This is a genomic window from Streptomyces mashuensis, from assembly GCF_014654785.1.
GTDB classification, from domain to species: domain Bacteria; phylum Actinomycetota; class Actinomycetes; order Streptomycetales; family Streptomycetaceae; genus Streptomyces; species Streptomyces mashuensis.
In genome coordinates this window covers 66,680-80,870 of record NZ_BNBD01000019.1, presented here as the reverse complement: position 1 = coordinate 80,870, position 14,191 = coordinate 66,680, and the positions used below count along the sequence as shown (strand labels likewise).

Below are 14,191 nucleotides of genomic sequence, written 5' to 3'. Positions count from 1 at the left end.
GACTCCGCTCGGTCGTTCCTTGACGTACACCCCGGGTGCCAATGGGCCAGCGACCATGTCCCGTATGCCCCTCTCATCGGGAATGCGTACCGGCAGCGAATCACCACGATGGCAGATCAGGCACCGGAAGAGGGGAAGCTACGACGGATGACGTAGCGGGGCGGGATGGTCACCCGGGGTGAATGAGCCAATCCCTTTTGCCCCGTTGTACCGGTGGACCGACAGCCCCTGAACCCACCCCTTCGGCGGGCGACCTCGCGGCCGCGCCACCGATAGCGTCCTCCCGTGAAGCGCCTCACCGCAGTAGTGACCACCGTCCTGGCGGCCATGACACTCGGGATGACGAGTCCGTCGCCGTCCGCTCTGGACGGCTCGGAGAACCGGACGTTCCGCACCGACCGCCGTATCGTCGCTCTGACGTTCAACGCCGCCTGGAACACCGACGGGATCGGCACGGTGCTGGCCGTGCTGCGCGAGCGTCACACCCCCGCCACGTTCTTCCTCACCGGCGACTTCGCCGAACGCCACCCGGCCGCCGCCCGCTCCCTGGCCGCCGCCGGGCACGGCATCGGCAACCACTCCTACAGTCACCCGCACTTCGGGGACCTCACCCCCGGCGAACGCGCGGCCGACGTCCTCAAGGCGGACCGCGCCATCCGGGCCGCGACGGGCACCGCACCGCTGCCGTTCTTCCGCTTCCCCTACAGCGAGACCACGCCGCAGCAGATCGCGGAGGTCAACGCGCTGGGCTTCGCCGACATCGAGTTCACGACCGACACCAAGGGCTATCTCGGCCCGCAGGGCGGCATGACCGTGGAGAAGGCGGTCCGGCGCGTGCTGGACGTCCTCCGCCCCGGCGCGATCATCCAGATGCACATGGGCACCCGGGAGGAGGGGCACCCCGTCCTCGACGCCCAGGCCCTGCCCGCCCTCCTGGACGCCCTGCACGCGCGCGGCTACGGCGTCGCGGACCTGGGCGGCGTCACCGGCGCCGGCGGGGCCTGATCGTGGCGTGGGGCAGGGCCGGGGCGGGGAGGCGGCTGCCCGGGTACCCCTCGACGGTGCCGAAGCGCTCGGAGGCCGCCTCCCAGGCGGCCCGGGCCTCGACGATGTCGTCGTGGGTGCGCCCGATGAAGTTCCACCACATGACGATCTCCTCGTCGAAGGGGGTGCCGCCGAGCAGGATGGCCCGGGCGGGCGCGCCGGACTCGTTGACCAGCGTCAGGGCGCCGGTGCCGGGCGGGACGTAGCCGAGTTCCGCGGGGCGCAGCGGCGTGCCGGCGAGCCGGACGTCCCCGCGGTCGACGAGGAGGCCGTGCTCGAAGGCGGTGTCGACGGCGAGGGTGACCGTCGCGTGGGGTTCGAGGGTGATCTCGGCGCCGAGCAGCGGGGTGAACGTCCGTACCGGGGAGACGTCACCGGCGAGGCGTCCGAGGAAGACCCTGATCACGGCCCCGTCGATGCGCACGGGGCCGGGCACGTGGTGCTGGAAGTCGCGTGCGGTGTCGCGGTGCCGGCCGGGCAGGGCCACCCACAGCTGGACGCCGTGGAGGACGGTGGTGCGCGGGGTGGAGACCTCCGAGTGGGCGATGCCGTGTCCGCCGGTCATGAGGTTGAGCTCACCGGGCCGGACGAGGGCGTGGGTGCCGAGGCTGTCGCGGTGCTCGATCTCCCCGCTGAACAGCCAGCTCACGGTCTGCAGGCCGGTGTGCGGGTGCGGTGCGACGTCCATGCCACCGGTGCGGGCGACGTCGTCGGGGCCGTAGTGGTCGGCGAAGCACCAGGCGCCGATCAGGTGCCGGCCGCGCTGCGGCAGCGTCCGCCGCACCGTCATGGCCCGCGGCCCGCCCAGGGGCACGTCACGCGCCGGAAGCACCTCGACCTGGACCGCCTCATCCCTGCCATACATAGTTGAATACCGTACCACTTCGCCGGGGTGCATGGGGTCCGCAGGATGCCGCGGAGGTGCGCGCCGACATTGCCTTCAGCTTCATCCATTGCAACGAGCCGTTGCATTCGAGTTCAGCGTCATTGCATCAATTTACCGGCAGCGACCAGCGGGAACGACGCGAGACACATTGACGCACACATAAACGCAACGTAGCTTTCGAGGCGAGCTGAACGCACACTGCACGCGCTGCACGCACCGCCGTGAGACGAGGAATGGTCATGAGCGAGTCCCTCCACACCGTCACGACGCTCCCGACGGAGCGTCAGGGCACCTGCCCCTTCGACCCGCCGGCGGAGCTGGTCCAGGCCCGCGAGCACGGCCCGATCAGCCGCTACGCCTTCCCCGACGGGCACCAGGGCTGGCTGATCACCGGGTACGACCTGGTCAGGTCGGTCCTGGCCGACTCCCGGTTCAGCTCGCGCAAGGAGCTCATGCGCCACCACCCGCTCATCGACTACGGCGACATCGAGGTCCCTCCCGCGCCGCCCGGCGAGTTCCTCCTCATGGACGACCCGCAGCACCGCCGCTACCGCAAGCCGCTGGCGGGCAAATTCACCGTGCGGCGGATGCGGCAGCTCACCGAGCGCATCGAGCAGATCACCGCCGACTGCCTCGACGCCATGGAGAGAACCGGACCGCCGGCCGACCTGGTGACCGCGTTCGCCAAACCCATCCCCACCATGGTCATCTGCGAGCTGCTGGGAGTGCCGTACGAGGACCGCAGCTCCTTCCAGGAGCAGATCGACACGTTCATGGGCGGGGAGGCGAGCGACGAGGAGCTGATGGCCGCCTACACCGCGACCCAGAACTACCTCGCGGAGCTGGTCGCCGCCAAACGCGCGCACCCCACCGACGACGTGCTCAGCGACCTCACCGGCAGCGACCTGACCGACGAGGAGCTGAAGGGGATCAGCCTGCTCCTGCTCGCGGCCGGTTTCGACACCACCGCGAACATGCTGTCGCTGGGCACCTTCGCCCTGCTCCAGCACCCGCAGCAACTGGCCGCGCTGCGCGCCGACCCCGCCCTGACCGACGGGGCCGTGGAAGAACTGCTGCGGTACCTGAGCGTCGCCAAGACCTTCATGAGGACGGCGCTGGAGGACGTCGAGGTGGGCGGCCGCACCATCGAGGCCGGCACGACGGTGATCCTGTCGTACAACACCGCCAACCGCGACCCCGAGCGCTTCACCGACCCCCACGTGCTCGACATCCGCAGGAAGGACGGCGGCCACCTGGCCTTCGGCCACGGCATCCACCAGTGCCTGGGCCAGCAACTGGCCCGCATCGAGATGCGGGTCGCCCTCCCCGCCCTGTTCGGCCGCTTCCCCACGCTGCGCCTGGCCGTACCGGCCGGTGACGTGGCCCTGCGCCCGGAGACCGCGGACATCTACGGAGTGAAGAGCCTGCCGGTCACCTGGGAGAGAGGAGAAAAGGAGTAAAATACTTTAAAGGCATTCCAGGAGTGCATTTCACTACTCCCTGGGGAGCGTGTGCCCATGTCAACGGGAACGCTTCTGGCGATCATCATTTCTGTCGTCGTGGTGGTCGCCCTGGCCACCGTGGCGGCCACGACGCTGATGCGGCGCCGTCGCCTCCGTGAGCGCTTCGGTCCCGAGTACGACCGGACGGTCGAGGGCGCCGACAGCCGGCTTGCCGCCGAGCGCGAGCTCAGGGCCCGCGAGCGGCGACACGAATCACTGGAGATCAAACCGCTGCCCCCGGCCTCCCGGGACCGGTACACCCGGGAGTGGAGCAGCGTGCAGGAGGAATTCGTCGACCGGCCGGTGGACGCGGTGCACGACGCGGACCGGCTGGTGACGTCCCTCATGCACGAACGCGGATATCCGACCGAGGGGTTCGAGCAGCAGATGAAGGACCTCTCGGTGCAGCACGGCGCCACACTGGAGCACTACAGGGCCGCGCACGAGGTGGAAACCCTCTCCACACGCAGCCAGGCCACGACCGAGCAGCTGCGGGGCGCGATGGTGCACTACCGCGCCCTGTTCGAGGAACTGCTCTCCGACGGCGGCGGCCGGGCGCAGCCTTCCCGCTCCTGACGCCGATCGAGGCCGCATGGAGGAACACCATGCACAACAACGAGGAACAGGACCGGGACCGCACGGCCGGCCTGTCCACCGACGATCTCGCCCAGCCGACCGGCACCGGGCCGCCCGTCTACCCGGGCGAAAGCACAGCACCGGAAGAACCGGAAGAACCGGAAGAAGAAGCCGGGCGCCCGGGCGACGAGTCCGCCACGGACACGACCGTTGCCGACGAGTCCGACGAGGCCGCCGCGTCCGGCACCGACGTGACCACCGGTGCGACCGCTGCCGACGCCCGGGGCGAAGCCGGGACGTCAGGGGTCGCCGGCGCCGCGGACGACGAGGCTCCGCAATTGCTGACGGACGACGAGGAGCGCGGCTTCCGCGACCGCTGGCAGGACATCCAGATCAGGTTCGTGGACGATCCCCGCGAGGCCGTGCACGAGGCCGACGCCCTGGTCGCGGACGTCATGCAGACCTTGGCCGCCACCTTCTCCCAGCACAAGAAGGACCTGGAGGCCCAATGGAGCCAGGGAGAGCAGATCGACACGGAGGAACTGCGCGGGGCACTGCGACGTTACCGTTCCTTCTTCAACCGGTTGCTCAGCACATGAGGAGCAGCGGATCGCCGGTGCCCGTGACGGCTCTTCGGGCCCCGGCTCATCCGTCTGCCTGTAGGCGGCGCAGGGCCTCCTCGGACTCCCGGTCGTCGGGCAGGTAGGCCAGGAAGTGGTGGCCGGGCTCGTCCACGGCGGCCAGTTTCACGTAGCGCAGGCGCAGTTCGCCCGCGGTCGGGTGCCGGAAGCGGCGGACGGCGGGCTGGAAGGCGGCTGTCTCCCGGCGCTCGTACCAGCGGGCCGCGTCCTCGTCGGACAGCAGCTCGCCGAGGAGTTCGGCGAACCGTGGGTCGTCGGGCCGGCGGGCCGCCCGGGAACGGAACTGGCCGAGCAGGGCGCGGGCGTCGTGTTCCCAGTCGGCGAGCAGGGTGCGGGCCGGTGGCCAGCGGAACACCAGCCAGAGGAGGTTGCGCTGCTTGGGGTGCAGCCGTGCCGGATCGGTCAGCAGCGTGGCGTACCCGGCGTTCCAGGCCAGCAGGTCCCAGTGCGGGTCGAGGACCACGGCGGGGTGCGGCGTCATGGACTGCACCAGGGTGAGCAGGTTGGGCGACACCCAGGTGGGCGCGGCGGCGGGCGGCCCGTTCTCGTGCGTGAACGACAGAACGTGCGCGGTTTCCGCGGCGTCCAGCCGCAGCGCTCGCGCCACCGCGCGCAGCACCTGTTCCGAGGTGTGCACCCGCCCCTGCTCCAGCCAGGTGTACCAGGAGAGGCTGATGCCGGCGAGCTCCGCGACCTCGGCCCGCCGCAGTCCCGGGGTCCGGCGGCCCGGGGCGTCCGGCATGCCCGCGTCCTCCGGTGTCAGCCGCTCCCGGCGGGACCGCAGGAAGGCCCCCAGTTCGCGGCGGGGGCCGTCGGCCGTCATGGTGTCCCTCTCCCCCCGTCAGGCGCGATACCGAAGCGGCAAGGGTGTGAGTGATCGTAATAGCCTGCGGTCTCCGCCCCGAGGGGCCCGGTGCTGAACTGACGGCACAGCGCCTCACCCCCCTCTCGGAACGGAGCGTCCACCCCGTGACCACCACCGCGCCGACACCGGTGGCGACCTTGCCCGCGCCCTCCTTGCGGCTGTTGCACCTCGCCGGCTTCGTCAGCAACTTCGACCGTTTCTGCATCGCTCCCATGCTGGTCGTCATCGGTTCCCGGCTCGGGGCCCCGCTGGCCACCGTGATGCCGGCCGCGAGCGGCTACTACCTCGCCTACGGGCTGATGCAGCCGGTGTGGGGGGCGGCCGGCGACCGGTGGGGGCGCGTAGGGGTGATGCGGGTGTCGCTCACCGGCGCGGCACTGGCCGCCCTGGCCTCGGCCCTCGCCCCCGACGCCCCGGTACTGATCGGGGCCCGTGCCCTGGCCGGCGGGTTCTTCGCCGCCTCCATCGCCGCCTCCTTGACGTACGTGGGCGACACGGTGCCCGCCGCGACACGGCAGCGTCCCCTGAGCGAGCTGATGACCGCGTTCGCGCTGGGCACGGCCGTGGCCACGGCCGTAGCCGGGGTGCTGGCGCACTACCTCACCTGGCGGCTGGTGTTCGCCCTGCCCGGCGTTCTCGCCGCCTACCTGGCGGTGGCCCTCCGCCGTTTACCCGAGCCGGAACGGGTCCCTTCGGACTCCCTGCCGGCGCCCTTCCGCACGGTCCTGTCCTCGCCGTGGCAGTGGTACGTGATGGCGGTGGCGATGCTGGAGGGGGCGGTGCTCCTCGGTTTCCTGACCTATCTGGCGCCGGCCCTGGAGGCGCATGGAGCTCCCACCCCCGTGGCCGGCGCGGTCTCGGCCCTGTACGGGGCCGGCTCCATGGCGGCGGCACAGACGGTCAGGCGTCTCGTCGGGCGGTGGTCCCCGGCGGGCCTGATCGTGGCGGGCGGGGTGCAGATGGCCGTGGCGTACCTGCTCGCCGGGTACAGCCAGTCCACCGGCGCGCTCGTCGTGGTCGCGCTGCTCCTCGGCGGCGGCTGGTCCTTCATGCACTCCACGATCCAGTCGTGGGCCACGGCCCTGTCCCCGACGGCCCGGGCAACGGGCGTGGCCCTGTTCGGCGTTGCCCTGTACGTGGGCAGCGCCGCGGCCGGCGCCCTGGCGGCCCCCGCCGCCCAGGCCCACGCCTACCGCCCCCTGTTCTGGGTGGCGGCGGTCCTCACGGTGCCCTTGACGGTGGCCGCGGCGGTGGGGCGGGCGCGCTGCCGGGCGCTCGAACAGTGAATCCTCGTCGTGCGTTGCCCGGCATGTCATCCTGAGTGATCCTGTGATCGCCCCGATCGCCCGAGGAGCCCCGCATGAAAATGCTCATCAACGTCCCCGAGACCGTCGTCGCCGATGCCCTCCGTGGCATGGCCGCCGCGCATCCCGGGCTGAACGTCGACGTCGAGCGGCGTGTCGTCGTACGGCGGGACGCCCCCGTGGCCGGGAAGGTGGGGCTGGTGTCGGGTGGGGGGTCGGGGCACGAGCCGTTGCACGCCGGGTTCGTGGGGGCGGGGATGCTGGACGCCGCCTGTCCCGGGGAGGTGTTCACGTCGCCCGTGCCGGACCAGATGGTGCGGGCCGCCGTGGCCGTGGACAGCGGGCGGGGCGTGCTGTTCGTCGTGAAGAACTACACCGGCGACGTGCTCAACTTCAACATGGCCGCCGAGCTGGCCGAGGACGAGGGCGTGCAGGTGGCCCGGGTGCTCGTGAACGACGACGTGGCCGTGACCGACAGTCTGTACACCGCCGGGCGGCGCGGTACCGGGGCCACGCTGTTCGTGGAGAAGATCGCCGGTGCGGCGGCCGAGGCGGGCGCGCCGCTGGAGCGCGTGGAGGCCGTCGCGCGCCGCGTCAACGAGGCGTCGCGCAGCTTCGGCGTGGCGCTGGCCGCCTGCACCACCCCGGCCAAGGGCAGCCCCACCTTCGACCTGCCGGCCGGCGAGCTGGAACTGGGCGTGGGCATCCACGGCGAGCCCGGCCGGGAGCGGCGGGCGATGATGACGTCCGGGGAGATCGCGGACGTGGCGGTGGAGGCGGTGCTGGAGGAGCTGGGCGCCGGCGGGCCGGTGCTCGTGCTCGTCAACGGCGCGGGCGGTACGCCGCTGCTGGAGCTGTACGGGTTCGCCGGCGAGGTGCACCGGGTGCTGCGGGAGCGCGGCGTGCCGGTCGCGCGGACGCTGGTGGGCAACTATGTGACGTCGCTGGACATGGCGGGCGCCTCGGTGACGCTGTGCCGGGTGGACGACGAGCTGCTGCGGCTGTGGGACGCGCCGGTGTGCACGCCCGCCCTGCGCTGGGGCTGCTGACCGCCGCCGGCCGGTCAGCCGTGCCAGACCGTGGTCACGTTGCAGAACTCGCGGATGCCGTGGCCCGACAGTTCGCGCCCGTAGCCGGACCGTTTGACGCCGCCGAACGGCAGGGCGGGGTGGGAGGCCGTCATGCCGTTGAAGTAGACGCCGCCGGCCTCCAGGTCCCGGACGAAGCGCCGCTGTTCGTCCTCGTCGCGGGTCCAGACATTGGAACTCAGGCCGAAGGGTGAGTCGTTGGCCAGGTCGAGGGCCTCGTCGAGGCCGTCGGCGCGGTAGAGGGCGGCCACCGGGCCGAACGCCTCCTCGCGGTGGATGCGCATGGCCGGAGTGATGCCGGTGAGCACGGTCGGTTCGTAGTACCAGCCGCGGGTCAGCTCCGGCGGTGCTCCGGGGCGCCGTCCGCCGCACAGGGCGGTGGCGCCCCGGCGTACGGCATCGTCGACGAGCTCCTCCAGGTCGGCGCGGCCGCGTTCGGTGGCCAGCGGGCCCACGTCGGTGCCCTCGGCCATGGGGTCGCCCACGGTCAGGGCGGCCATCCGTTCCGTGAAGCGTTCGGTGAAGGCGTCGTAGACGTCGGTGTGGACGATGAAGCGCTTGGCGGCGATGCAGGACTGGCCGTTGTTCTGTACGCGGGCGGTGACGGCCGTGGCCACGGCCCGGTCGAGGTCGGCGGAGGGCATCACGACGTACGGGTCGCTGCCGCCCAGCTCCAGCACCGTCTTCTTGACCTCGTCGCCGGCGACGGCGGCGACCGCCCGGCCCGCGCCCTCGCTCCCGGTGAGCGTGGCCGCGGCCACGCGGGGGTCGCGCAGGATCGTCTCGACGTCGCCCGAGCCGACGAGCAGCGTCTGGAAGCAGCCCTCGGGGAAGCCCGCCCGGCGGAACAGGTCCTCCAGGTACAGGGCGGTCTGGGGCACGTTCGAGGCGTGCTTGAGCAGGCCCACGTTGCCGGCCATGAGGGCGGGCGCGGCGAACCGCACGACCTGCCACAGCGGGAAGTTCCACGGCATCACGGCGAGGATCACGCCGAGGGGGCGGTAGTGGACGCGGGCGTGGGCCGCGCCCGCGTCGCGGACCTCGTCCTCGGGGGGCCGTTCGTCGGCGAGCAGGTCCTCGGCGCGGGCGGCGTACCAGCGCATGGCCTTGGCGCACTTGGCGGCCTCCGCGCGGGCGGCGGCCAGCGGCTTGCCCATCTCGGTGGTGACGGTGCGGGCGACGTCGTCCCGGTCCTCGTCCAGGAGCGCGGCGGCCCGCTCCATCAGGCGGGCCCGTTCGGCGAAGGGGGTGGTGCGGTAGGTACGGAAGGCCGCCGCGGCGGCGGCCAGGCGCCGCTCGGTCTCCTCGGGGCCCAGTGCGTCGAAGGTCTTCAGCGTCTCACCGGTCGCGGGGTTCACCGTTGCGATGGGCATGACTCGACTGTGCGGCGGCCCGTCCGCCCGCGCAAGGCGTACGCGCCGGGCGGAGGGGTGGGGAACGACGGGCATACGGGTGCGCCGCCGGGCCCCGTGGGGCCCGGCGGCGCAAACGTCCTGCCGGCCGGCCGTCTCCTGCCGGTCGCCTCCTACCGGGGCGGTTGTTCCGCCGTGTCGTCGCCGGCGCGGAACGGGCCGGGCAGGTGGGCCGTGCCCGGCGGCCGCCCGTCGCCGGCCGCCGGGCCGGACTCCAGGGCCGCGGTGCTGTTCTCCGGCACCTTTCCGGCGGTCCTCATGGCCTTCGAGCCCATGGGGGCCACCCGCACCACGCGGGAGCCGGCGCGCCTGACCAGCGACGATCCCGGGGCCGCGCGGCGCTCGGGCACCGGTGCGGCGGCGGGGGCCGGCACCGGCATCGCCGGCAGCATCCCCGTACGGCCCAGGAGGGCGACGGCCCCCGCGGAGAACAGGCCGAACGTCAGGCAGCACACCCAGGGCAGCCAGCCCAGGCCGGCCTTCTCGCCGAGGTCCATGGTGCGGCCGACGACGGCGTTGCCGGCCGTGGCGGCCAGGCCGGAGAAGACGTAGAAGAGGCCGAAGTAGGTGCCGGTGAGGGTGTCGCGCCCGAAGGTGGGCACCATTTCCAGCACCGTCGGGTGGGCCACCATGATGCCGAAGAAGAGCATCACGGAACCGGCCACCATCACCACCATGTGCGCCACGGCCTCGCGTCTGCTCGCCGGTGGGTCGCCGAGGCAGACGAAGAGGGGGAGCAGGAAGCTCAGGCCCATGACGACGATGCCCGGGCTCACCCACCGGGTGCCGCCGCCGTTGCGGGCCAGGGCGCGGGTGATGCGCAGCTGGAAGAGGACGTTGGCGACCGCGCCGGCGGCCAGCAGCACGCCGGCCGAGCCCTTCCAGCCGGAGGCGTCGAACGCGCCGTCGGGCAGCAGCAGGTAGAGCTGGTTCTCCATGGTGAACATGCCGGTGGTCGCCAGGCAGAACAGGAGGAACCGGCGGTTGCCGAACGCCTCGCGCCAGTCGCCCAGCACCGAGCCGGAGGTGCGGCGCGGCGCCACCGGGTGCGGGGGCAGGGTCATGGCCTGGGCCACGGTCAGGACGCCGAAGACGGACGCCACGACGATTGCCCAGATGCGGAAGTCCGCCAGGAAGAGGACGCTGCCGAGCAGCAGCCCCATCAGGGAGCCCGTGGTGGCGTACACGTTGAGGAGCGCGAACGCCTCGGACTTGCGGTCGCCCGACTCCAGTGCGACGTAGGTGCGCACGGCGGGATAGAAGAGGGCCGCGGCGACGCCGGTGAGCACCGAGGCGCCCAGCAGCAGCGGCAGCGAGTTGCCGAAGGCGAAGAGGGCGAAACCGGTGGTGCGCAGGGCGCAGCCGGTGATGATCACCACGCGTGGCCCGAGCCGGTCGGCGGCGGAGCCGCCGAGGATGAAGAGGCCCTGCTGGCTGAGGTTGCGTGCCCCCAGGACCAGGCCGACCAGTGCGGCCGACATTCCCAGGCCCTGCTCCAAATACGCCGCGAGAAACGGCATCAGGAGATAGAAGCCAATGTCGATGCCAAACTGGTTGAGCAATAGCAATCGCAATGCGAGAGAGAACTCGCGGGACGCCCGAATGTTTCTCATGCGCGTTCCTGGATCCAGCCCGGGAAGGCATGAACGCCCCTGCACTGAGGGCGCGCCTTACGACCGGGGGGGTTTGACGGTGCGCCAAGCGGCTGGGACGGTGCCGTGGGAGACCGTGGCATCTCCCTGATCAATGGCCTGATCAGGGGCCTGGTCGTAGGTCAGGACATCCCCGGCGTCCAGATCGTCGACTCGCTTATCCGTTCACAGGAACGGCCGCACTCGCTGACTTTGAGCGGGCGTTCGATCATATGCTTTTGAAGCACATCCGTATGACCCCCGGGCTGGCTCTAGGAAGAATGAGCACAGGACACTTTAGCAAAGCGATCTCTTTCCCAACAGGGTTGGAGACGGCCGCGGGGCCACCCCGGATCTCTTCACGCATTGAATTCCCCGCCGGTATTGCCTTCGAATTCTGGAACGGCCGTACTGGCGAACGGGCCTCCGGGGGACGCATGGACGGCCACGGGGCGGCGGGCCGTGGCGGGCCGCTTGTCGGCCGCGACGGCGCAAAACAGGCGCAACCACGCCCGCTTTACCTTCGCATCATTGCTTCATGACCAAGTCTTGACTAACGTCCGGGGGCAGTCGGCCGACACCACGCACGCTGCGCACCTCGCACATGGCACATCGCACAACAGGAAGTCCCCGGGTTCGCGCCGTACCTGACGGGACGACAGCTCAGCCCGGGGACTTTCCTTCCATCGGTCCGTGACGCCGGCGAGTGATCGCGAGCTGTAGCGGGCAGCGATCACCACCACGCGTCGGCGCAACCCAACCCGGAGGGTACCGTGAACCATCCCGACCGGCTACGCACGGCCATTGCGGCCACCGGCACCACCCCCCTCATCGGCGTCTTCGACATGTTCTCCGCCTCCGTGGCGGCGCAGCACTACGACGGCATGTTCGTCTCCGGCTTCGGCTTCGCCGCCTCCCACTACGGCCTGCCCGACATCGGGTTCATCGCCTGGCCGGACATCGTCGCGTTCGTCCAGCGGCTGCGGCTGGCGTTCCCGCGCCAGCACCTGCTCGTCGACATCGACGACGGCTACGTCGACCCCGAGACCGCCTGCCACACCGTCCAGCACCTGGAGGCCATCGGCGCCTCCGGCGTCATCCTGGAGGACCAGAAGCGGCCCCGGCGTTGCGGGCACGTCGACGGCAAGCAGATCCTGCCGCTGGAGGAGTACCTGGAGAAGCTCGACCTGGTGCTCTCCGCCCGCCGCGACCTCGTGGTCGTGGCACGGACGGACGCCACGGACGAGGACGAAATCCTGCGCCGCGCCAAGGCGTTGGCGGCCACCGAGGCCGATGTCGTGCTCGTCGACGGCGTGCGCGACGTCGACCGCATCCGCATGGTGCGGGAGGTCATCGGCGACAAACCCCTGCTGTTCAACCAGATCGCGGGCGGCAAGTCGCCCCGGCTCAGCCTGCCGGAACTGACGGAGCTGGGCGTCGACGTGGCCATCTACAGCACGCCGTGCCTGTTCGCGGCGCAGGCCGCGATGGACGAGGCGCTGCGCGCGCTCCGCCGGAACGACGGGCGGCTGCCCGCGACCGGCGACGGGGCGGGCGTCGGTGTCGCGGAGTGCCTGGCGCTGCTGGAGAAGAACATCAGCCGCCACCACACCCCGGCCCCGGCGAGGGCCTGAACCCTGCCGCCGGGCGGCTGCCCCCGTCCGCCGCCCGGCGGCACCGGCCTCCGCGTGTATGCTCCAAGCTCTTGTCGCCGCGCAGGTCAGCCGCGGTGTTCGCGCCCGCGGGCGGGCGCCTGGAGTCGTGCAGCACGGGGGAACCGGAACAGCGATGGGCAACGAGAGAAACGCCGGAAACGCCGACGGGAACACCGAGGAGCCCGGCTGCGGCGGATGCCTGGCCGCACCGTTCCTCCTGGCGCTCCGCGCCTTCCGCCCGTCCCGGCCGGACCGGGTCGGCGACGAGGCCATCGCGGCCGCCCAGGTGGGCCGGACCGTCATCGGTCTCGCGGCCACCGCCTGGTTGCTGTTCGCCTACCCGATGCGCGAGTCGAAGGGCAGGTTCCTCAACGACAAGCTGGTGGAGGTCGTGTACAGCGCGGGCGTCATGTGCCTCGTCGGGCCCCTGGCCCTGCTCGCCTTCACCCTCGCGGCACGCCCCGCCGTCCGGCCCCTGTACGTGGCGCGGCTCCTCCACCCCATGCTCGCGTTCGTGACGCTGGCGGCGGTGGGCGGCGGCTGGTGGTTCCTCATCCACCACGGCCTGGAGGACGCGGTCGGCGCCTCGGGCATGGCCGGGTTCGCGCTCCGGATGTTCGCCGGGCCGTTGCTGACCCTGCTGGCCATCCCCCTCTTCCTCTTCTGCGCGCTGATGTGCGTGCACCACACCTTCCGCACGGCCGACGTCCACGAAGTCCTGCCGCCCCTCGTCTCGCCGGTCCTGGTGTGGACGATGACCGTGTTCGAGGTCCTCGACGACGCACCCGTGTCCGCGCCCCTCTGGATACGGCTGCTGTTCCTGGCCGGTCCCCCGCTGTCCGTCACCGCGCTGTCCTACTGGGAGCTGCACCGGCTCCGGACTCGGTACGGCATCACGCTGCGCGGGGCGCTGGGCCGGGCACAGGGCCTGGCCTGACGAGCCGTCAGCCGACGCCCGCGGGGCGGAACTGGATGCTGATCCGCGGCCCGACGGGCCGGCTCGTCTTGGGAACGGCGTGGTCCCACGTGCGCTGGCAGGTGCCGCCCATGACGAGGAGGTCGCCGTGGCCCAGCTGCTGCCGGACGCGGGCGGCACCGCCGCCGCGCGGGCGCAGCAGCAGGGGGCGCGGTGCGCCGATGGAGAGGATGGCCACCATGGTGTTCTCCGCGGCGCCGCGCCCGAGGCGGTCGCCGTGCCAGGCCACGCTGTCCCGGCCGTCGCGGTAGAGGCACAGGCCCAGGGTGCGGAACGGTTCGCCCAGCTCCTCGGCGTAGTGGGCGCTCAGCGCGTCACGGGCGGCGGCGAGGACGGGGTGGGGCGGTTCGTCGTCCTGCCCGTAGAAGGCGAGGAGGCGCGGCACGGCGACCACGTTGTCGTACATGTGCCGCTGCTCGGCCCGCCACGGCACGGTCTGCGCCAGCGCTTCGAACAGCAGGTCCGAGCCGGCCAGCCAGCCGGGGAGGAGGTCGATCCAGGCGCCCTCGGTCAGCGGTGTGCGCCGGGCCTCGGCCAGGGGACGCCGCAGCGCGACGTCGTCCGCGACGTCGAACAGCGAACCCTGGAGCTGGAGCACCATGCCTGCCAGG

The 14,191-nt window shown here is 71.8% G+C and carries 13 protein-coding genes; 8 read left to right on the top strand and 5 right to left on the bottom strand.

The annotated features are described in order from the left end of the window. Nucleotides 1-285 precede the first annotated feature (285 nt). A complete protein-coding gene (locus IE305_RS29485) occupies nucleotides 286-1,005 on the top strand; it encodes a polysaccharide deacetylase family protein (RefSeq protein ID WP_229891677.1) in 720 nt (239 codons plus the stop codon). Here IE305_RS29485 and IE305_RS29480 read toward each other — a convergent pair. Continuing rightward, entirely contained in the window at nucleotides 983-1,909 is a 927-nt protein-coding gene (locus IE305_RS29480) for a pirin family protein (RefSeq protein ID WP_190132870.1), read from the bottom strand. The genes IE305_RS29485 and IE305_RS29480 overlap by 23 nt on opposite strands. 260 nt (nucleotides 1,910-2,169) lie before the next feature. Here IE305_RS29480 and IE305_RS29475 point away from each other — a divergent pair, with 260 nt between their 5' ends. From IE305_RS29475 to IE305_RS29465, 3 genes are read left to right on the top strand one after another with little or no spacing between them, the layout of a single operon-like run. Then, on the top strand, nucleotides 2,170-3,390 hold the full coding sequence (locus IE305_RS29475; RefSeq protein ID WP_190132869.1) for a cytochrome P450: 1,221 nt from the start codon (nucleotides 2,170-2,172) through the stop codon (nucleotides 3,388-3,390). A 57-nt stretch (nucleotides 3,391-3,447) separates the two neighbouring features. Continuing rightward, a complete protein-coding gene (locus IE305_RS29470; protein WP_190132868.1) occupies nucleotides 3,448-4,008 on the top strand; it encodes a hypothetical protein in 561 nt (186 codons plus the stop codon). Nucleotides 4,009-4,037: 29 nt separating this feature from the next. Next, the gene (locus IE305_RS29465; protein WP_190132867.1) at nucleotides 4,038-4,607 is read left to right on the top strand and encodes a hypothetical protein; all 570 of its coding nucleotides are present in this window, start codon (nucleotides 4,038-4,040) and stop codon (nucleotides 4,605-4,607) included. Nucleotides 4,608-4,653: 46 nt separating this feature from the next. On the opposite strand, the gene IE305_RS29460 is transcribed toward IE305_RS29465, so the two are convergent. Further along, nucleotides 4,654-5,472: a helix-turn-helix domain-containing protein gene (locus IE305_RS29460; protein WP_190132866.1), complete on the bottom strand. Its 819-nt coding sequence runs from the start codon at nucleotides 5,470-5,472 to the stop codon at nucleotides 4,654-4,656. A gap of 146 nt (nucleotides 5,473-5,618) precedes the next feature. Between IE305_RS29460 and IE305_RS29455 the strand changes: the two genes are divergently transcribed. Both IE305_RS29455 and dhaK read left to right on the top strand, forming a co-directional pair. Further along, the gene (locus tag IE305_RS29455; protein ID WP_190132865.1) at nucleotides 5,619-6,800 is read left to right on the top strand and encodes an MFS transporter; all 1,182 of its coding nucleotides are present in this window, start codon (nucleotides 5,619-5,621) and stop codon (nucleotides 6,798-6,800) included. Nucleotides 6,801-6,874: 74 nt separating this feature from the next. Continuing rightward, nucleotides 6,875-7,867: a dihydroxyacetone kinase subunit DhaK gene (gene dhaK, locus IE305_RS29450; RefSeq protein WP_190132864.1), complete on the top strand. Its 993-nt coding sequence runs from the start codon at nucleotides 6,875-6,877 to the stop codon at nucleotides 7,865-7,867. Between the two features lie 14 nt (nucleotides 7,868-7,881). Here the strand turns inward: dhaK and IE305_RS29445 are convergent, their stop codons facing one another. Both IE305_RS29445 and IE305_RS29440 read right to left on the bottom strand, forming a co-directional pair. After that, nucleotides 7,882-9,279, bottom strand: coding sequence for an NADP-dependent succinic semialdehyde dehydrogenase (locus IE305_RS29445; RefSeq protein ID WP_190132863.1), 1,398 nt, complete (start codon nucleotides 9,277-9,279; stop codon nucleotides 7,882-7,884). Nucleotides 9,280-9,431: 152 nt separating this feature from the next. Continuing rightward, nucleotides 9,432-10,931 (bottom strand): MFS transporter, encoded by a 1,500-nt coding sequence (locus IE305_RS29440; protein WP_190132862.1) that lies wholly within the window; start codon nucleotides 10,929-10,931, stop codon nucleotides 9,432-9,434. Between the two features lie 791 nt (nucleotides 10,932-11,722). Between IE305_RS29440 and IE305_RS29435 the strand changes: the two genes are divergently transcribed. Further along, complete coding sequence (locus tag IE305_RS29435; RefSeq protein WP_190132861.1) at nucleotides 11,723-12,583, top strand: isocitrate lyase/PEP mutase family protein; 861 nt, start codon at nucleotides 11,723-11,725, stop codon at nucleotides 12,581-12,583. A gap of 154 nt (nucleotides 12,584-12,737) precedes the next feature. Beyond that, a complete protein-coding gene (locus IE305_RS29430) occupies nucleotides 12,738-13,541 on the top strand; it encodes a hypothetical protein (protein WP_190132860.1) in 804 nt (267 codons plus the stop codon). 7 nt (nucleotides 13,542-13,548) lie between these two features. Here the strand turns inward: IE305_RS29430 and IE305_RS29425 are convergent, their stop codons facing one another. Continuing rightward, nucleotides 13,549-14,181, bottom strand: a complete 633-nt coding sequence (locus IE305_RS29425) for an alpha-ketoglutarate-dependent dioxygenase AlkB (RefSeq protein WP_190132859.1) — start codon at nucleotides 14,179-14,181, stop codon at nucleotides 13,549-13,551. Between the last annotated feature and the right edge of the window lie 10 nt (nucleotides 14,182-14,191).

What these genes read in the sequence shown, in the direction of transcription:
- IE305_RS29480 (WP_190132870.1), bottom strand. Translation starts at nt 1,909, where the DNA reads ATGTATGGCAGGGATGAGGCGGTCCAGGTCGAGGTGCTTCCGGCGCGT.
- IE305_RS29475 (WP_190132869.1), top strand. Translation starts at nt 2,170, where the DNA reads ATGAGCGAGTCCCTCCACACCGTCACGACGCTCCCGACGGAGCGTCAG.
- IE305_RS29470 (WP_190132868.1), top strand. Translation starts at nt 3,448, where the DNA reads ATGTCAACGGGAACGCTTCTGGCGATCATCATTTCTGTCGTCGTGGTG.
- IE305_RS29465 (WP_190132867.1), top strand. Translation starts at nt 4,038, where the DNA reads ATGCACAACAACGAGGAACAGGACCGGGACCGCACGGCCGGCCTGTCC.
- IE305_RS29460 (WP_190132866.1), bottom strand. Translation starts at nt 5,472, where the DNA reads ATGACGGCCGACGGCCCCCGCCGCGAACTGGGGGCCTTCCTGCGGTCC.
- dhaK (WP_190132864.1), top strand. Translation starts at nt 6,875, where the DNA reads ATGAAAATGCTCATCAACGTCCCCGAGACCGTCGTCGCCGATGCCCTC.
- IE305_RS29445 (WP_190132863.1), bottom strand. Translation starts at nt 9,279, where the DNA reads ATGCCCATCGCAACGGTGAACCCCGCGACCGGTGAGACGCTGAAGACC.
- IE305_RS29440 (WP_190132862.1), bottom strand. Translation starts at nt 10,931, where the DNA reads ATGAGAAACATTCGGGCGTCCCGCGAGTTCTCTCTCGCATTGCGATTG.
- IE305_RS29430 (WP_190132860.1), top strand. Translation starts at nt 12,738, where the DNA reads ATGGGCAACGAGAGAAACGCCGGAAACGCCGACGGGAACACCGAGGAG.
- IE305_RS29425 (WP_190132859.1), bottom strand. Translation starts at nt 14,181, where the DNA reads ATGGTGCTCCAGCTCCAGGGTTCGCTGTTCGACGTCGCGGACGACGTC.